This window comes from Acidocella facilis ATCC 35904 (assembly GCF_000687875.1).
Taxonomy (GTDB): Bacteria; Pseudomonadota; Alphaproteobacteria; order Acetobacterales; family Acetobacteraceae; genus Acidocella; species Acidocella facilis.
The window spans coordinates 326,575-343,997 of the sequence record NZ_JHYG01000001.1; the positions used below are offsets into that span (position 1 = coordinate 326,575).

Genomic DNA, 17,423 nt, shown 5'->3' on the forward strand with positions numbered 1-17,423 from the left:
TCAATGAGCCTGTGGCCCGGCGCCCATATGCCGAAGCTGAACGACCGGTTGGCCATCGTCACCGGGGCGAATAGCGGCATCGGCTATTATGCCGCCCTTGAGCTGGCCCGGGCCGGGGCGAATGTGATCCTCGCCTGCCGCAACCCTGCGCGCGGGGCGGCGGCGGTGGCGCAAATCGAGGCCGTTGCCCCCGGCCGCGCCCGGCTGGAGCTGCTGGACCTTTCGGATTTCGCCGCGGTGCGGGATTTCGCCGCGCGGGTGAAGGAACGCCATGGCAGCCTGGATATCCTGCTCAATAATGCTGGGGTGATGGCCCCGCCCACCCGCCAGACCACCGCGCAAGGGTTCGAGCTGCAATTCGGGGTGAATTTCCTCGGCCATTATCTGCTCACCGCCTTGCTGCTGGAGCCGATTTTGGCGGCGCGCGCCCCGCGCATCATCCAGGTGTCCTCCATCGCCCATCGCCAGGGCAGGATGGCCTGGGACGATCTGCAATCCGAAACCAACTACCATCCCTGGAACGCCTACCGGCAGAGCAAGCTCGCCTGCCTGATCTTCGCGCATGAGCTGGGCCGGCGCGCCGCCGCCGGGGGTTGGGGGGCGCTCTCGCTCGCGGCCCATCCGGGTATCGCGGCGACGGAGCTGGTCGCCAACGGGCCGGGCCCGGGCAGCCGCATCGCCTGGCTGCAGAAACTCGCCGCCCCCTTCATCCAGCAATCCGGCGAGGCCGGGGCCTGGCCGCTGATCCTGGCCTGCATCGACCCTTATGCCCGTGAGGGAAATTATTATGGGCCGCGCCATCTGTTTGAATGCAAGGGCCCGCCCGGCCCGGCGAAATCCGAGCCGCAGGCGTTGGACCCGGAAGCCGGCCGCCGTCTGTGGGAGATTGCCGAGAGGCTGACCGGCGAGGCGCTGCGCCCCGCGTCTTAAAAATCAGAAGTTTTTGGGGGTGTGGGGGCTTTTTTCCAAAACTCCCCACGTCTTTCGCCGCTTTTTTGAAAAAAAGCGGCACCAAAAAACTTTTGCAAACTTCAGGCCCTGCCCCGTACCCGCGCCCGCAGCACCGCCAGCCGGTCCCAGACATCGCGCGGCGCATAATCGCGCCCGAGATCCCGCCTGACAAAGGCCGCCGGCGCCCAGGCCGCGAACGCCCCCCGTGGCGGCCGTGCCGCCAGCAGCCCCAGCGCCTCTTGACGCAGACGCGCAACCGGCGTGCCATCCGCCGGCAGCAGCGAACGCTCCTGGCGGGCCAGAAACGGCGCCGCCCGCAAAATCCCCGAAATCGCATAGGCGGTGCCGAGATCCTCGATCGCGGCACTATCCTGCCCCAGAACTTGCCCCGCCACCCGCGCCAGCCGCCCGCCCGTGTTGCGCGCATAGGCCAGAAACGCCGGCAGATCCGGGATTTCATCATCCGCATCGCTCTCGCGCGCGCTCACCAGCGCCAGCAGCCCGTCACGGGGCAGCAGCCCGGCCTCGATCGCCGCCAGCAGCGGTGTCGCCAGCTCATGTTTCTTGGCACTGCCCTCCACCACCTCCCGCCACCATTGCAGCCGGATCAGCGCCAGCATGGCATTGCTGGCCACCTCCCTGGCGCGGGCCAGCTCATGGTTGAAAAGATATAAAAGACAAAGCCTCTCGCGCATCTCAGGCGGGGCAAAGAGGGTTGCGAAATGCCGGTCCGGATCGGCCCGGCGCAGGCGGGATAAAAGGCTTTCATCGCTTGACGCAGGCATGATCACTCCATAGCTAATCGACGCGGCGAAACAAATTGGAGTAATCCACAATGGCGTTTGAACTGCCTTCCCTCCCTTATTCCACCAATGCGCTGGCCGAAGCCGGCATGTGCCAGGAAACCCTGGAGCTGCATCACGGCAAGCACCATCAGGCCTATGTGACGGCGCTGAACGGCTTCGTCGAGAAGAACGCCGACCTGCAGGGCAAGTCCCTCGAGGAGATCGTCAAGCTCTCCTACAACAAGCCGGACATGGCGCCGGTCTTCAACAATGCCGGCCAGCACTGGAACCATATCCTGTTCTGGGAAAATTTGGCGCCGACCGGCGGCAAGATCCCCGGCAAGCTGGAGACCAAGCTGGTTGAGGATTTCGGCTCCGTTGACGCCTTCAAGGACGCCTTCAAGGCTGCCGGCGTTGGCCAGTTCGGCTCCGGCTGGGCCTGGCTGGTGCTGGCCTCCGACGGCAAGCTGAAGGTCACCAAGACCCCGAACGGCTCCAACCCGCTCGCCACCGGCGAAGGCAAGGTGCTGCTGGGCCTGGATGTGTGGGAGCACTCCTACTATCTGGACTTCCGCAACCGCCGTCCGGACTACATCACCAATTATCTGAACAAGCTGGCGAATTACGAATACGCCGCGGCGCAGCTCTGATTGCAAAAGGGTGGGGGGCTCCTGCTCCCCACCCCTGAATTTTTTTGCGGCTTAGTCTGGTTTCTTCAGGCGGTCGCGGAAGCTTTTGCGCAGCTTGGCGATTTTCGGCGCCACCACCGCCTGGCAATAGCCCGAACCGGGATTACGCTCGAAATAATCCTCATGCTCCGCCTCGGCGGGCCAGAATTTGCCAAGCTCCGTCACCTCGGTGACAATCCTGCCCCAGACCGGGGTGAATTCCGCGATCGCCGCCTCCGCCGCGGCCTTCTGTGCGGCATCCACATAATAGATCGCCGAACGATATTGCGTGCCGATATCATTGCCCTGACGGTTCAGCGTCGTCGGGTCGTGGATGGTGAAAAACACCCGCAGCAGATCCTCATAGGAAATCACTGAAGGATCATATTCCACCCGCACCACCTCGGCATGGCCGGTGGTGCCGGTGCAGACCTGCTTGTAACTTGGATGCTCCACATGCCCGCCGGCATAGCCGGACTGCACCTTGCCCACCCCCGCCAGCGAATCATAGGCCGCTTCCAGGCACCAGAAACAGCCGCCGGCCAGAACCGCGTAAGCGCTCATTTCACCCCTCCCATCTCACACAGCATGGCCCAATGTTCGGCCCCCACCGGGGCGACCGACAGCCGCGAATATTTCAGCAGAGCCAGATCATGGAATCTGGGGTCGGCCTTGATCGCCGCAAGGGTGACGGGCGTTTTCAGGGGCTTCACCGCCTGCATATCCACGCAGACCCAGTCGCCGCTCTCAGCGCTCGGATCCGGATAGGCCTCGCGCGCGACTTTCACAATGCCGACGATCTCGCGGCCGATATTGGAATGGTAGAAGAAGGCGAGATCGCCCTTGCGCATCTCTTTCAGGTGCCGTTTGGCCAGGTGGTTGCGCACCCCGGTCCAGGGTTCGATGCCGTTTTCCACCTGCTGCGCCCAGGAAAACGCGTCCGGTTCAGATTTCACAAGCCAATACTGCATGGGCGCGAGTGTAACCAATTTTCACAACGCTTCAAATTCACCTGAACAAGTCGTAAGTACTTCCACATGAAGGAAAGCGCCCTCTCGACGGCCAGCCCCGCCCGCAGCGGCGGCTGGTTTCACTATCTCGCCAATCCTGGGCGCTTTCAGCGCATTGCGCGGCCGACCTTGCCGTGGCTTGCGGTTTTTTCATTGATCCTGACCGTCACCGGCATCGTCTGGGGCTATTGGTTCGCCCCGGCGGACTGGCAGCAAGGCGATGCGGCGCGGATCATGTATGTGCATGTTCCCGCCGCCTGGGTGGCGATGGCGGGCTATGCGGCGCTGGCTTTCTGCTCCTTCCTCTCGCTGGTCTGGCGGCATCCGCTGGCGGATATCGCGGCGGAGGAGATCGGCCCGGTGGGGGCGGGGTTTACCGCTGTCTGCCTGGTGTCCGGCTCGCTCTGGGGCAAACCGATGTGGGGCGCCTACTGGGTCTGGGATGCGCGGCTGACCTCAGTGCTGATCCTGTTCTTTCTGTATCTCGGCCATATCGCGCTGATCCGCGCCTTCGATAACAAGGCCCATGCCTATCGCGCCGCCGCCATTCTGGCGCTGGCCGGGGCGGTCAACCTGCCGATCATCGTGTTCTCGGTGCAATGGTGGAACACGCTGCACCAGGGCAACACCATTTCCATCTCCGGTGGCTCGAAGATCTATATCACCATGCTCTACCCGCTGCTGATCGCCTCGGTGGGATTCTATCTTACTTTCATCACCATGGTGGTGGCGCGGATGTCGGCGGCGATCTCGGAACGCAAGACCACCGCCCTGCTGCGCGCCGCCGCGGAGCGCACGCCATGAACCCGGCCGCAATTCAAAGCATCAATGTCTGGCCCTTCATCAACGGGGCCTATGGGGTGACGGTGCTGTTCCTGATCGGCGCCGCCTGGCTGACGCTGGCGCGGCTGCGCCGGGCGCGGGCGCGTCTGGCCCAGGCTGAACAGCTCTAACCATGCGGGCTCCGAAAAAGCGGCGGCTTTATCTCGTGCTGGCCAGTCTTGTGTGTCTGGGCGGCGCGGTGGCGTTGAGCCTGGCGGCCTTCTCCTCCTCCCTCACCTATTTCCTCTCGCCCCGCCAGGTGGTGGCCAAGGCCCCGGCGCCGGGGCAGAATTTCAGGCTGGGCGGCATCGTCGAGATGGGCAGCGTCAAGACCACCCTCTCCGGCGACAAGCCGACCACCAGCTTCGCCATCACCGATGGCCGCGCCGCCGTGCCGGTGACCTTCACCGGCGTACTGCCGGACCTGTTCCGCGAGGGCCAGGGGGTGGTGACGATCGGCGCGATGGGCCCGCACGGCACATTTGTCGCCGATGAGGTGCTGGCCAAGCACGGCGCCGATTACATGCCCAAGGATGTCGAGGAGGAGCTGAAGAAGAGCGGCGAATGGGATCCGCGATTCGGCCCGCCGCCTAATGCCAGCGCCTGGAACGATATGAAAGTGAAAGGCAGCGGCACATGATCCCCGAACTCGGCCATTTTCTCCTGGCGATGGCGGTGGTGCTGGCCTGCGTGCAGGGCATCATCGGCATTATCGGCCCGACGCTGAAGGACCCGCGCGCCCTGGCGGCGGCGCCGCTGCTGACGCTGCTGCATTTCACCGCCATCGCCTTATCTTTCCTCGCCTTGGTCTGGGCCGGCGTGGTCTCGGATTTCACGGTCGAGAATATCGCGGATTTCTCCTCATCGATCGTGCCGCTGATGTATCGCATCACCGGGGTCTGGGGGAATCATGACGGTTCGATCCTGCTCTGGTGCCTGATCCTGTCGCTTTGCGGTGCCGCCGTGGCACTGGGCGGGCGGCAGCTTCCCGCCACCTTGCGCGCCCGCGTGCTCGGCGTGCTGGGTCTGGTCTCCTGTGGCTTCCTGCTCTTCACCTTGTCGGTCTCGGACCCGTTCACCCGTATCTGGCCGCCGCCGCTGGAGGGGGCAGGCATGAACCCGATCCTGCAAGACCCCGGCTTGGCCTTCCATCCGCCGGTTCTCTATACCGGCTATGTCGGCTTCTCGGTCGCCTTCGCCTTTGCCATCGGGGCGCTGCTGGAAGGCCGCATCGACGCCGCCTGGGGCCGCTGGGTGCGCCCCTGGGCGCTGATCTCCTGGTGCTTCCTTACCGCCGGCATCACGCTGGGCAGCTGGTGGTCCTATTACACGCTGGGCTGGGGCGGTTACTGGTTCTGGGACCCGGTGGAAAACGCGGCGCTGCTGCCCTGGCTCACCGGCACGGCGTTGCTGCATTGCGCCATCGTGGTGGAAAAGCGCGAGGCGCTGAAGGCCTGGACGGTGCTGCTGGCCATCGCGACCTTCTCGCTCTCGCTCTCCGGCACCTTCCTGGTGCGCTCGGGCATTCTGAATTCCGTGCACAGCTTCGCGGCGGCACCTGATCAGGGGCTGTTCATCCTGGCTTTGCTCGGCATCACCATTGGCGGTTCGCTGTTGCTCTTTGCCATCCGGGCGCCCATTCTGGCCGGGGCCGGCATCTATGCGCCGATCAGCCGGGAGAGCGCGCTGGTGCTCAACAATATCTTCCTCTGCGCGATCGCGGCGGTGGTGTTCACCGGCACGCTCTATCCGCCGTTCGCCAATCTGCTGTTCGGGATTCAGCTCTCCGTCGGCGCGCCGTTCTTCAACCAGACGGTGCTGCCCTTGGCCGGGCCGATCATTCTGGCGATGGGGGTGGGGCCGCTTTTGCGCTGGAAACGCGCGGACATGCTGCCGGTGCTGCAGCGCCTCTGGCTGGCCGGCGGCATCGCGCTGCTGGTGCTGATCATCCTCACCGCGACCAAGCATCTGATCGCCGCCCTCGGGTTGGCGGGCGGGGCCTGGGTGGTGCTGGCTGGGCTGACCGACCTCGCGGACCGCATCCGGCTGTTCCGCGTCCCGCTGGGCCAGGCGCTGGGGCGGCTGTTCAGCCTGCCGCGCGCGGCCATCGGCGCCGCTTTGGGGCATATCGGCTTTGGCGTGTCCGTGCTTGGCATCGCCGGGATGACGCTGGCCCAGCAGAGCGTCGTCGTGCTCAAGCCCGGCCAATCGACCGAGCTTGGCGGGTACAGCTGGACGCTAAATGATATTCATGATGCGCCGGGGCCGAATTATTCCCAGCGCGTCGCGGATGTCAGCATCGGCGAAGGCGGCCACACCTTCCTCACCCTGCATCCGGCGCGGCGCATCTTCACCGCCCAGGGCACGACCACCAACGATGCCGCCATCCATACCAACGGGCTGCAGGATATCTACGTGGTGTTCGCCGATGAGCAGAATGGCGGCGCGGAGCTGCGGCTGAACTGGCATCCCGGCGCGCCGCTGATCTGGTTTGGCGGGTTGATCATGGCGCTTGGCGGGTTCTGCTCGCTCTCCGATCGGCGGCTGCGCGTCGGCGCGCCCAACCGCAAGCGCCTGCCGAAAGGGGCGGCGGCCTGATGTCGCCTTTGCGTCGGCGTCTGCTGTTCGGGGTGCCGCTCGCCGTCGTGGTGGCGGGCGGGGCCGGGTTCTACACCATCCTGCGCCGCATGCAGGTGGATGATTACGACCCGCACGCCCTGCCCTCGCCCTTGATCGGCAAGCGCCCCCCGGCTTTCACCCTGCCCGGCACCGATGGCGCCCAAGGCTTTGCCAACACGGATATCGAGGCCCCGGCCAAGCCGATGCTGGTCAACTGGTTCGCCAGCTGGTGCCTGCCCTGCCAGCAAGAGACGCCGATGCTGGCGAAGCTCGCGGCCAGCGGCATCACCATCTGGGGCATCGCCTATCAGGACCATCCGGACGCCACCGCCGATTATCTGGCCCGGTTCGGCAACCCGTATCAGCGCATCGCCGCCGACGCCTCCGGGCTCACCGCGATCAACTGGGGGGTTTACGGCGTGCCGGAGACCTATTTCATCGACAAGACCGGCATCGTGCGCTGGCGCTATCCCGGCGCGTTGACCCAGCAGGTGGTGGACAGCCAGCTGATGCCGCTGTTCCGGAAATATTCATGAGCGCGCGCCGGCTGCTTCTGGCCTTGCTGCTGCTGCCCGGTCTGGCGCTGGGGCAGGATATGGTGGTGCGCGACGGCGTCACCCTCACCCCGGCCCAGGAAAAGCGGGCCGAGGCGGTGGGCGACCAGCTGCGCTGCCTGGTCTGCCAGAATGAGAGCATCGAGGCCTCCTCCGCCAAGCTGGCGCATCAGCTGCGGGTGATCATCCGCCAGCAGGTGGTGCAGGGCGTGCCGAACAAGCAGATCATGAACTACATGGTCCAGCGCTACGGCATTTTCGTGCTGCTGAAGCCGCCGATCTCGCCGCTGACCTGGCTGCTCTACGCCTCGCCCTTTATCGCGCTGATTCTGGGTTTTTTCGCGGTCTGGTTCGGCCGGCGCGCCCGCCAGCCCGCCACCGCCCCGCTGAGCCAGGCCGAGCAGGCCAGGCTGGATGAATTGCTGAAATGATCCTGATCTATATGGCGCTGCTGGCGCTGGCTTTCTCCTTGCCGCTGCTGCTGTGCCTGCGCGCCCCGCGCAATCTGCCGGAGCGGCGCGACGCGGCCCTGGCGCTGCACCGTGCCCAGCTGGTCGAGCTTGAGCGCGACCTCGCCGATGGCCGCATCAGCCGTGCCGAGCATGATGGCGCGCGGCTGGAAATCGAACGCCGGGTGCTGGCGGCGGATGCCTTCCCCGCCACCGCGAAAGGCGGCAGCGCCAAAATGCTGCTGATTGTCGCCACGCTGGCGCTGCCGCTGGGGGCGTTCTCGCTCTATCTGCCAGACGCCACCTGGAATGTGCCCTCCGAGCCGCATGCGAAGTGGCTCGCCCAGCAGGAATCGGCGCAGGCGAAGCTGGCCCAGCTGATCGCGCTGCTACGCGCGCATCTGGCCAGCGTGCAGCCCGGCACCGCGGATGCCAGCCAGGGCGAGGCTTATCTTGCGGAGGCGCTGAGCGAGCAGGCCGGCGCCATCACCCCGGAAGCCTTGGGGCTGTTCAAGCAATCGCTCGCCAGCGCCCCGGCCAACGCCACCTGGCGCCAGCTCGACCAGCAGCGGATCATGCAGGCCGGGGTGCAACCCGGCCAGTAGCCGCAATACCCTTCCCTTCCCCGGCGGATCGCCTAAATTACCGGGCATGGAAGACACCAAACCCGCCCCCGCGGCGCAGCCCCCGAAAAAGCCCGAGGCTCCGAAACTGCCGAAAGAGATCGGTGGCCCCACCGGGCCGGAGCCGACCCGTTATGGCGACTGGGAGAAGAATGGCCGCTGCTCGGATTTCTGAGCCTTGGCCTATCTCTTTCTGGCGATCGCCATCCTCTCTGAGGTCACCGCCACCTCGGCGCTGAAAGCCTGTGCCGGCTTCACCCGGCTGGGGCCGTCCGTCCTCGTGCTGGTCGGCTATACCGTGAGCTTCTTCATGCTCTCGCAGGTGGTGAAGGTGATCCCGCTCGGCTATGCCTATGCGCTCTGGTGCGGGTTCGGCATCATCCTCATCGCCGGGGTGGGGTTTTTCTATTACCGCCAGCCGGTGGACTGGCCGGGTGTGGCTGGCATGGCGCTGATCATGGCGGGCGTGCTGGTGATCAATCTGTTCTCGAAGATGGCGGTGCGCTGAACACAGCCAACGCCCCCTGGTTAACGCCCCTGGTTAACACCATTGTCAGAACATTTTTAATTGCCTCCTCCGCCCTGCTCCCCAAATCCCTGAAGCTTAAGGCGCGTCAAAGACTTGGCGCATCTTCTTAAATATTCAGGAGAATGATACGTGAAAGCAGGGATTGGGATTATCGGGGTCATCGTGGTTCTATTGGTGATTTTCTTCGGCGTGCCGATGGCCGCCGGCGGCAGCACCAATGTCTGTCAGGCGCTGGAGAAGCATAATGTCAGCCAGACGGCCCAGAACATCACCGGCACGTCCAACGGGCCGGTGCATAATATCATCAATTCCGTTGGCCAGAGCTTCGCCACCGGCGAGGGTGAGCAGCAGAAGCAGGCAGCGGAGCATCCGAATACGCCGAGCGTGGTGAGCTGTGCGGCCGCCTATTGGAAGACGCTGTAAGCGAAGACTCTTGGGGGGATTTTTGAAAAAATCCCCCCAAACCCCCTAAAAACTTTCGCGATTTCAGGCCTCGGGGGTTTTCACCAGCTTGACCAGATTGGTCAGCAAATCGCGGGCGTAGGCCATGCGGGCCGTCACATCCATGTCGCGCACCATCGCCAGCTTCTGGTCCGGGCGCAGCTTCACCAGCCCGCCTTTTGTGCCGATCCAGCGGATTAGCCCGGCGGGGTTGGAGAAATCATTCTTGCGGAAGCTGACCACCATGCCTTTCGGCCCGGCATCCAGCTTCTCCACATTCGCCTCCCGGCAGGCGCGCTTCAGCGCCACCACCGAGAGCAGGTTTTCCACCTCCGCCGGGATCGGCCCGAACCGGTCCACCAGCTCCGCCGCCAGCGCCTCACTCTCGGCATCCGAGGCAAGCCCGCCAATGCGCCGGTACAGCCCGAGCCGGATCGGCAGATCCGCCACATAGGTTTCCGGGATCAGCACCGGCAGGCCGAGATTGATGTTCGGCGTCCAATCCCGCTCGATCTTCTGCGCATCCTTATGCTGGGCGCGCAGATCATTCACCGCATCCTCCAGCATCTGCTGATACAGCTCAATACCGACCTCGCGGATATGGCCGGATTGCTCATTGCCGAGCAGATTGCCCGCCCCGCGCAGATCCAGGTCATGCGACGCCAGGGTGAAGCCCGCCCCCAGCGTGTCCAGCGTCTGCATCACCTCCAGCCGCTTCTCGGAGGCGGCCGAGAGCCGGTGATGCGGCGGCCAGGTGAGATAGGCATAGCCGCGCTGCTTGCCACGTCCCACCCGCCCGCGCAGCTGATACAGCCCGGCCAGCCCGAACATATCCGCCCGGTAAATGATCAGCGTGTTCACCGCCGGCATGTCGAGGCCGGATTCCACGATGTTGGTGGCCAGCAGCACATCGTACTTGCCTTCGCCGAATTCGGTCATCACCCGTTCCAGCTCGGTCGGCGCCAGGCGCCCATGCGCCATCACCGTGCGCAGATCCGGAACGATCTCGCGTAGCCGCGCCGCCATCGGCTCCAGATCCTCGATCCTGGGCACCACGCAGAAAATCTGCCCGCCGCGGAATTTCTCGCGGGCGATGGCTTCTTTGATCACCAGTGAATCAAAGGGCATGATGAAAGTGCGCACCGCCAGCCGGTCCACCGGCGGGGTGGTGATCAGAGAGAGGTCGCGCACCCCGGTCAGCGCCAGCTGCAGCGTGCGCGGGATCGGCGTGGCGGTCAGCGTCAGCACATGCACATCGGCCTTCAGCTCCTTCAGCCGTTCTTTGTGCTTCACCCCGAAATGCTGCTCCTCATCGACGATCAGCAGGCCGAGATCCGAGAAGGAAATGCCCTGCGCCATCACCGCATGGGTGCCGACGACAATGGAAATTTCGCCCGAAGCCAGCCCGGCTTTCACCTGCGCCGCTTCCTTGGCCGTCACCAGCCTTGAGAGCTGCGCCACCTTGATCGGCAAGCCCTCGAAACGCGCGGAGAAGGAGCGGAAATGCTGGCGCGCCAGCAGCGTGGTCGGCACCACCACCGCCACCTGCGAGCCTGCCATCGCCGCGATGAAGGCGGCCCGCAGCGCCACCTCGGTCTTGCCGAAGCCGACATCGCCGCAGATCAGCCGGTCCATCGGCCGGCCGGTGGCGAAATCCTCCATCACGTCGGCGATCGCCTTCGCCTGGTCCTCGGTCTCGGTATAAGGGAAACGCGCGCAGAATTCCGCAAAGGCGCCATCATCGGCGGCCAGCAGCGGCGCCTCGCGCATCTTGCGCTCCGCCGCCAGCCGGATCAGCCCGGCCGCCATATCCTGGATGCGGTTCTTCGCCTTCGCCTTGCGCGCCTGCCAGGAGGCCCCACCCAATTTGTCCAGCGTGACACCGTCACCTTCCTGGCCGAAGCGCGAGAGCAGATCGATATTCTCAACCGGCAGGAAGAGCTTGTCCCCTCCATCATAGATCAGCTTCAGGCAGTCATGCGCCGCGCCGTTGACGGTGACCGTCTCCAGCCCCTCATAACGGCCAATGCCGTGATCCTGATGCACCACCAGATCCCCGGCCTCGATCTCGGTCGCATCGGCGATAAACTGGTCGGCGCGGCGTTTGCGCTTGGGCGGGCGGGCGATGCGGCTGCCGAGCAGATCCTGCTCCGCCACCACCGCCAGACGATCCGTGAGAAAGCCACGCTCCAGCGGCAGCACGGCGAGCGCGATGGTCCCCGGCGGCAAAGCGCGGGCCTCGTCCGCCGAGACCACCGGCCGCACCGGGCCGACACCATGCTCCTTCAGCATCAGCGTGAGGCGCTCGCGCGAGCCAAAGCTCCAGGCCGCGAGCAGAATGGTCCGCCCGCTCTCCGCCCATTTGGTTTTCAGCTCACCCAGCGCCTCGAAGGCCGGAACCTGCTGGCCGGTGAGAATCGGCGCCGGGCGGCCGCCGATCTCGATGCCCGCCGCCCCGCCATCCGGCTTGGTGAAGGGCGAGAAGGCAAAGCACGGGCCTTTGGTGAGCGCTGCTTCCCAGGATTCACGCTCCAGATACAGCATCCCTGGCGGGATCGGCCGGAAAATCGGCTCGCCCGGGCGCGGTGGCAGCCGGCGCTCGGCATAATGGTCGGCGATCAGCTCAAACCGCGCCGCCACCGCCGCCTCGGCCTGATGGTCCAGGCTGACGGAGGCGTTCGGGAGATAATCAAAGATCGTCTCCATCGCCTCGGTAAAGAGCGGCAAATAATGTTCCGCCCCCGGATGGCGCCGCCCCTCCGAGATGGAGACGTAAAGCGCATCCTCCACCGCCTTCGGCCCGAACAGCTCCCGCCAATTGGTGCGAAACCGCGCCACCGAGGCGCTATCCAGCGGCAATTCCGAGGCCGGGTGGAAATCCAGCCGCAGCAGCGATTCACCCGAGCGCTGGGTCTCGGTATCGAAATGCCGCAGGCTCTCGATCTCGTCCCCGAACATGTCGATCCGCACCGGCTGCGAAGCCCCGGCCGGAAACACATCCAGAATGCCGCCGCGCAGGCTGAACTCGCCCGCCTCCATCACCATCCCGGTGCGCCGATAGCCGTCAGCCTCCAGGAAGCTCGCCACATCGCTCAGCGAAACCTGCTCGCCCTTGGCCAGGCTAAGCCCCGCCCCCGCCAGCGCGCTGCGCGGCGCCACCTTCTGCAAGGCGGCGTTCACCGTCGTCAGCACAATCCGCTTCCTGCCCGGCTCCGCCTGCAGCCGGCTCAGCGCCGAAATCCGCTCCGCGACAATCCCGCCATTCGGCGAAACCCGGTCATAGGGCAAACAATCCCAGGCCGGCAGCGATATCACCTCGATCTCAGGCCCGAAAAACCCAATCTCCTCCGCCAGCGCCGCCAAACGCGCATCATCCCGCGCCACATGCAAAACCGGCCCGTCATGCTCGCCCAGCCGACGCACCAGCACCAACGCATCCACGCCCTCCGGGGCGCCGTAAACCGGGATCATGGGCATATTGTCTCCGCTGTCTCAGGGGGGCGCCGCCCCCCTGAACCCCCCGCCAAGGGCTCGCCCTTGGAACCCGTCCGGGTCTGTGGAAGGGAGGGCCATGCACGCAATTGCGGTTGGAAAGGCACCAGCCGGGCCCTCCCTTCCACAGACCCGAATTGATGGGATCCTAAGGGACTGAGTCCCTTAGCGGGGGTGCAGGGGGCAGCGCCCCCTGCGGCAGCCAAGATAATACCCCTCATATCCCGTTCAGGGCGGCTTCGCGGATGCGCCGGAGCATGGGGCTGTCGGCGTGGGCGGGGATGGGTTTGCGGCCGGTGAGCCAGTCGGCGAGTTCGGCGTCGGGGAATTCCATGACGGCTTCAATTTCGTCGAGTTCGGACTCGGACATGCCGGCGATTCGGGCTTTCACGAAGCCGCCGATCATCAGGTCGTTCTCATAGGTGCCGCGGTGATTGGCGCGGTAGAGCAGCCGTTTGCGGCGTGTGTCCAGGGACGCGTGTTCATCTTCGGTCATGACAGCTTGCGGTATAGGGTTGGTTTGGCCAAGAGTTAAGCCCGTGACGATGGAATTTTTGCTGCCTCTGCGCGCTTCGCTGGCCACGCTGCCGGGTCTGGGCGCCCGGCTTTCTGGATTGATGGCGAAGCTAGTGGGCGGGGAGAGCGTGCGCGATGTGCTGTTCCATCTGCCGGTGGAGTATGTGGACCGGCGGGCGACGCCGAGCCTGGCGCAGGCCCAGCCTGGGCAGGTGGCGACGCTGCGGGTGGAGATCGTCAGCCACGAGCCGCCGGGGCGCAAGGGCCAGCCCTGGCGGGTGGTGATGGGCGATGGCACCGGTTTTGGCGAGATTGTGCTGTTTCACGCGGCCAGGCTGTCGCAATTTCCGGTGGGGGCGAAGCTGATTGTCGCTGGCAAGCTGGAGCGGTTTCAGGACCGGCTGGTGATGGCGCATCCGGACCAGGTGACGCATCAGTTCCGCGAGGCGGAATTTCCCTGGATCGAGCCAGTCTGGAAGCTGGCGGCGGGAATTACACCGCGCACGATGCGCCGGGCGGTGCTGGGGGCGCTGGAAATGCTTCCGGAGTTTCCCGAATGGCACGATCCGAGCATTCTGGCCAGGCGCGGCTGGCCAGGTTTTGGCGCGGCATTGCGCGCACTGCATGCGCCGGCGGAAGTGCCCGGCAAGGCGCCGCGTGAGCGCCTGGCCTATGACGAGCTGCTGGCCCGCCAGATCGCCTTTGCGCTGGTGCGGGCCCGCCGGCGGCGCGAGAGCGGGCGCGTGCTGGCTGGCGATAACCGGCTGCGGGCGGCCGCCTTGGCGAAATTCGGCTTTCCTCCCACCGCCGGGCAGTTGCAGGCGCTGCGCGAGATCGACGCGGACATGGCCGCCCCGCACCGGATGCGAAGGCTGCTGCAAGGCGATGTCGGCTCCGGCAAGACGCTGGTGGCGCTGCTGGCCTGCCTGGGGGCGGTGGAGGCCGGGGCGCAGGCGGCGTTGATGGCGCCGACGGAGATTTTGGCCAAGCAGCATTTCGCGACCTTCAAGCGCCTCTCCCCGGTGCCGGTGGCGCTGCTGACCGGCAGCGTGAAAGCGGGCGCGCGCCGGGCGATTTTGCAGGATCTGGCGGATGGCACGCTGAAAATCATCATCGGCACTCATGCGATTTTCCAGAAGAGCGTGGAATTTCACGATCTCGGCCTGGCGGTGATCGACGAGCAGCATCGCTTCGGCGTGGATCAGCGCCTGGCGCTGGGGGCGAAGGGCGAAGCGGCGGATCTGCTGGTGATGACCGCCACCCCCATCCCGCGCACGCTGCTGCTGACCCATTGGGCGGAGATGGATGTCTCGCGCATCACCGAAAAACCCAAGGGCCGGGCGCCGATCACCACCACCATGCACCGGCTCTCGGAGCTGCCGAAGCTGCGCGACGCCATCGCCAGGGCAATCGGCGCGGGAGGGCGGGTCTATTGGGTCTGCCCGCTGGTTTCGGAATCCGAGGCGCTGGACATCACCGCCACCGAAATCCGCTTCGCCGAACTGCAGAGCGTGTTCGGCGCGGCGGTGGCGATGGCGCATGGGCAGATGCCGGCGGAGCAGCGCGACGCGGCGCTGGCGGATTTTGCCGCGGGGCGCAAGACAATCCTGGTCGCCACCACCGTCATCGAGGTGGGCGTGGATGTGCCGGAGGCGAATGTGATGGTGATCGAGCATGCGGAGCGCTTCGGGCTGGCGCAGCTGCATCAGCTGCGCGGGCGGGTCGGGCGCGGCACGGCGAAGAGCTTCTGCCTGCTGCTGCATGACAACAAGATCGGCCAGACGGCCCGCAAGCGGCTCTCCATCCTGCGCGACACCGAGGACGGATTTTTGATCTCCGATGAGGATTTCCGCCTGCGCGGGGCCGGCGAGTATCTCGGCACCCGCCAGTCCGGCCTGCCCGGCTATCTGCTGGCGGACCCGGAGGAGAATGGCGATCTGCTGACCATGGCGCGGCAGGATGCGGTGATGACACTGCAGCGCGACCCAAGGCTGGAGAGCGAACGCGGGCAGGCCTTGCGGATTTTGCTCAATCTGTTCGATCAGCGCGAGGCGATCGAGACGGTGAAGGCGGGTTAGAACAACATCCGATCAAACGGATTCGTTTGATCGGATAAACTTGCTCGCTCAAACAAAAAGCGAGAGCAAATTCTACTCACCAATGTGAACGGAACAGGCTCTAGCCGAGCCCCTGCCCGGTGAGTTGCTCATGCGGCTGCGTCGCCGGCACGGGCGAGCCCGCCTGCAGGATAAGGTTGCGCCGGGGCCGCGCGGCGCGGTTCATGCCGCCACCATGGATGACGCGCGGGTGGATCAGCACCACATCCCCCGGCGCGCACACCGCCGCCACCGGCATGCCGGACTGCGCCGCCAGGTAGGCGGCCACATCATCGGTCGCATCTTCGCGCTGCGAGCCGGGATAAAACATCGTCGCCCCCGCGCCGTCCGTCATGCCATCCAGGCACAGCATCAGGCGCAGATATCGCCCATCGGGAGGGCAGATATAACGGTTTGGAAAATCCCGATGCCAGGCGATGGCACGCCCGAAGCGCGCCTGCTTGATGGTGGCGTTGGTGTAGTGCAGCACCGGCTGATCCATCCCCAGCAATTCAGAAAAAATACCTTTTACGCCCGGCGTTTCGTGAAGTGGCCGAAACGCCGCCGCGAACAGCGCCAGATCATTGACCAGGAACAGCGCGGCGCCGACATCCGTGAGTCCATCGCGCCGATGCGCCGGCAGATCGCGCTCGAACACCAGCTTTCCCGGAAGCCGCGCCGCCAGCGCCTCGGCATTCTCCTCAATCTGCGTCAACGCCGCCGCGAACCCGGCCAGAACGGAGGGCGGGTACAGCCCGCTTAGAATGGCAAAGCCCTGCGCCGCATAATCCGCCTTCGCCGCCGCCCAGCCTCGCGGCCAGGCATGACGGATCATTCCCCCCTTGCCTTCCCATCATGCGGCCCCATCTCGCGCGCCGGCCAGTCCGTCCAGCCACGCTCGCCGATCGAGGCTTGGTAAGCTGGGTTTTTTGGGTAGGCGATGCGGTTTTGCGGGCCGTTCGGCTCGCCGATCACCATGAGCCGCACCTCCTCGCCGGTATTATTGAGAAAACTGTGGCAGATGCCGGTGCCGGGCGGGAAGGACACGGCATCGCCGGGGGCGAGCCGGTGCAGATGCCCGTCAAGCCACACATCCGGCGTGCCCTCCAGCACATACACGAATTCTTCCTGCGCACTTTCCGCATGCGGGTAGGACGTGCGCCGCCCGGGCGGTAGCCTTTCATGGTGAATGGCGATCCGCGTCAGCCCCATTTTGCGGGCGAGCGGCGCGCCAATGCTCATCAGCTCCGTATCGCCCGGATAGGCGGCATCATCCGCATCTTCCAGGTCACGCCAATGGCGGATGCAAGCGGGTCGGGTCATCTTAAAACTCCTCGCATTTGGCTGGATGCCGCAATGGCCCTAGATGATCCAGAATATGAGCCAATATCCCAGCGCGCCGAAAATCGGCATCGGCATCGTTCTCATCAAAGGCGATGAGGTGCTGCTCGTCAAACGCGGTAAACCGCCAGGGGCCGGGCTCTGGTCCCTGCCCGGCGGCAAGCAGGAGCTGGGCGAGACGGCGGAAGAGACGGCGCGGCGCGAATTGTTCGAGGAAACCGGCCTGCGCTGTGGGCCTTTGGTGCTGGCCGGGCATGTGGATTCGATCCATCGCGACGCGGCGGGAGAAATCGAGTTTCATTATACGATTCTGGATTTCGCGGCGCGCTACGAGGGCGGCGAGGCGAAGGCGCAGGATGATGTGCTGGAAGTCGCCTGGGCGACGCGCGATGAGTTTGACCGTTACGGGCTTTGGAGCGAGGCGCGGCGGATCATTGAGGCGGCGTTCAGGTTGGTTTAACGGTGTTGCGAACACCCCCAACGTTTTCGGGACCTTTTTGAAAAAAGTTCCCGACCCTGCGGCGCCT

The 17,423-nt window shown here is 65.2% G+C and carries 21 protein-coding genes; 14 read left to right on the plus strand and 7 right to left on the minus strand.

Annotated elements, in window-relative coordinates:
* Positions 1 to 3: 3 nt before the first annotated feature.
* On the plus strand, positions 4 to 930 hold the full coding sequence (locus tag T331_RS0101610; protein WP_026438774.1) for an oxidoreductase: 927 nt from the start codon (positions 4 to 6) through the stop codon (positions 928 to 930).
* A gap of 101 nt (positions 931 to 1,031) precedes the next feature.
* On the opposite strand, the gene T331_RS0101615 is transcribed toward T331_RS0101610, so the two are convergent.
* Complete coding sequence (locus T331_RS0101615; RefSeq protein WP_026438775.1) at positions 1,032 to 1,736, minus strand: squalene/phytoene synthase family protein; 705 nt, start codon at positions 1,734 to 1,736, stop codon at positions 1,032 to 1,034.
* A 50-nt stretch (positions 1,737 to 1,786) separates the two neighbouring features.
* On the opposite strand from T331_RS0101615, the gene T331_RS0101620 reads away from it, so the two are divergent.
* The gene (locus tag T331_RS0101620; RefSeq protein ID WP_026438776.1) at positions 1,787 to 2,386 is read left to right on the plus strand and encodes a superoxide dismutase; all 600 of its coding nucleotides are present in this window, start codon (positions 1,787 to 1,789) and stop codon (positions 2,384 to 2,386) included.
* A 51-nt stretch (positions 2,387 to 2,437) separates the two neighbouring features.
* Here the strand turns inward: T331_RS0101620 and msrA are convergent, their stop codons facing one another.
* Both msrA and T331_RS0101630 read right to left on the minus strand, forming a co-directional pair.
* Entirely contained in the window at positions 2,438 to 2,968 is a 531-nt protein-coding gene (gene msrA, locus T331_RS0101625; RefSeq protein WP_026438777.1) for a peptide-methionine (S)-S-oxide reductase MsrA, read from the minus strand.
* The gene (locus T331_RS0101630; RefSeq protein WP_008493105.1) at positions 2,965 to 3,375 is read right to left on the minus strand and encodes an EVE domain-containing protein; all 411 of its coding nucleotides are present in this window, start codon (positions 3,373 to 3,375) and stop codon (positions 2,965 to 2,967) included. Before T331_RS0101630 ends, msrA begins: the two co-directional genes overlap by 4 nt.
* A 66-nt stretch (positions 3,376 to 3,441) precedes the next feature.
* Here T331_RS0101630 and ccmC point away from each other — a divergent pair, with 66 nt between their 5' ends.
* The 10 genes from ccmC (at position 3,442) to T331_RS0101680 (ending at position 9,433) form a co-directional block, all read left to right on the plus strand.
* Positions 3,442 to 4,218 carry a heme ABC transporter permease CcmC gene (ccmC, locus tag T331_RS0101635; RefSeq protein ID WP_026438778.1) on the plus strand — a complete coding sequence of 259 codons (777 nt, stop codon included), beginning with the start codon at positions 3,442 to 3,444 and terminating at the stop codon, positions 4,216 to 4,218.
* The gene (ccmD, locus tag T331_RS19735; RefSeq protein WP_144052657.1) at positions 4,215 to 4,367 is read left to right on the plus strand and encodes a heme exporter protein CcmD; all 153 of its coding nucleotides are present in this window, start codon (positions 4,215 to 4,217) and stop codon (positions 4,365 to 4,367) included. Before ccmC ends, ccmD begins: the two co-directional genes overlap by 4 nt.
* 2 nt (positions 4,368 to 4,369) lie before the next feature.
* Positions 4,370 to 4,876, plus strand: a complete 507-nt coding sequence (gene ccmE, locus T331_RS0101645) for a cytochrome c maturation protein CcmE (RefSeq protein WP_026438779.1) — start codon at positions 4,370 to 4,372, stop codon at positions 4,874 to 4,876.
* Positions 4,873 to 6,834, plus strand: a complete 1,962-nt coding sequence (locus T331_RS0101650) for a heme lyase CcmF/NrfE family subunit (protein WP_026438780.1) — start codon at positions 4,873 to 4,875, stop codon at positions 6,832 to 6,834. Before ccmE ends, T331_RS0101650 begins: the two co-directional genes overlap by 4 nt.
* Entirely contained in the window at positions 6,834 to 7,391 is a 558-nt protein-coding gene (locus tag T331_RS0101655) for a DsbE family thiol:disulfide interchange protein (protein ID WP_026438781.1), read from the plus strand. Before T331_RS0101650 ends, T331_RS0101655 begins: the two co-directional genes overlap by 1 nt.
* The gene (locus tag T331_RS0101660; protein ID WP_008493110.1) at positions 7,388 to 7,840 is read left to right on the plus strand and encodes a cytochrome c-type biogenesis protein; all 453 of its coding nucleotides are present in this window, start codon (positions 7,388 to 7,390) and stop codon (positions 7,838 to 7,840) included. Before T331_RS0101655 ends, T331_RS0101660 begins: the two co-directional genes overlap by 4 nt.
* A complete protein-coding gene (gene ccmI / locus T331_RS0101665) occupies positions 7,837 to 8,463 on the plus strand; it encodes a c-type cytochrome biogenesis protein CcmI (protein WP_008493111.1) in 627 nt (208 codons plus the stop codon). The genes T331_RS0101660 and ccmI overlap by 4 nt, the downstream gene beginning before the upstream one ends.
* Before the next feature lie 46 nt (positions 8,464 to 8,509).
* Complete coding sequence (locus T331_RS19355; protein WP_008493113.1) at positions 8,510 to 8,656, plus strand: DUF1674 domain-containing protein; 147 nt, start codon at positions 8,510 to 8,512, stop codon at positions 8,654 to 8,656.
* A 3-nt stretch (positions 8,657 to 8,659) separates the two neighbouring features.
* On the plus strand, positions 8,660 to 8,989 hold the full coding sequence (locus T331_RS0101675) for a DMT family transporter (protein WP_026438782.1): 330 nt from the start codon (positions 8,660 to 8,662) through the stop codon (positions 8,987 to 8,989).
* A gap of 150 nt (positions 8,990 to 9,139) precedes the next feature.
* Positions 9,140 to 9,433 (plus strand): hypothetical protein, encoded by a 294-nt coding sequence (locus T331_RS0101680; protein WP_008493115.1) that lies wholly within the window; start codon positions 9,140 to 9,142, stop codon positions 9,431 to 9,433.
* Between the two features lie 63 nt (positions 9,434 to 9,496).
* Here the strand turns inward: T331_RS0101680 and mfd are convergent, their stop codons facing one another.
* Positions 9,497 to 12,928: a transcription-repair coupling factor gene (mfd, locus tag T331_RS0101685; RefSeq protein WP_026438784.1), complete on the minus strand. Its 3,432-nt coding sequence runs from the start codon at positions 12,926 to 12,928 to the stop codon at positions 9,497 to 9,499.
* A gap of 232 nt (positions 12,929 to 13,160) precedes the next feature.
* On the minus strand, positions 13,161 to 13,439 hold the full coding sequence (locus T331_RS0101690; RefSeq protein WP_008493117.1) for an FAD assembly factor SdhE: 279 nt from the start codon (positions 13,437 to 13,439) through the stop codon (positions 13,161 to 13,163).
* A 49-nt stretch (positions 13,440 to 13,488) separates the two neighbouring features.
* Between T331_RS0101690 and recG the strand changes: the two genes are divergently transcribed.
* Entirely contained in the window at positions 13,489 to 15,537 is a 2,049-nt protein-coding gene (gene recG / locus T331_RS0101695) for an ATP-dependent DNA helicase RecG (protein WP_051622002.1), read from the plus strand.
* Between the two features lie 100 nt (positions 15,538 to 15,637).
* On the opposite strand, the gene T331_RS16990 is transcribed toward recG, so the two are convergent.
* Both T331_RS16990 and T331_RS0101705 read right to left on the minus strand, forming a co-directional pair.
* Positions 15,638 to 16,390: a phytanoyl-CoA dioxygenase family protein gene (locus tag T331_RS16990; protein WP_051622004.1), complete on the minus strand. Its 753-nt coding sequence runs from the start codon at positions 16,388 to 16,390 to the stop codon at positions 15,638 to 15,640.
* The gene (locus tag T331_RS0101705; RefSeq protein WP_026438786.1) at positions 16,387 to 16,878 is read right to left on the minus strand and encodes a cupin domain-containing protein; all 492 of its coding nucleotides are present in this window, start codon (positions 16,876 to 16,878) and stop codon (positions 16,387 to 16,389) included. The genes T331_RS16990 and T331_RS0101705 overlap by 4 nt, the downstream gene beginning before the upstream one ends.
* A 43-nt stretch (positions 16,879 to 16,921) precedes the next feature.
* On the opposite strand from T331_RS0101705, the gene T331_RS0101710 reads away from it, so the two are divergent.
* Positions 16,922 to 17,356, plus strand: a complete 435-nt coding sequence (locus tag T331_RS0101710) for an NUDIX hydrolase (RefSeq protein WP_244876872.1) — start codon at positions 16,922 to 16,924, stop codon at positions 17,354 to 17,356.
* Positions 17,357 to 17,423 lie beyond the last annotated feature (67 nt).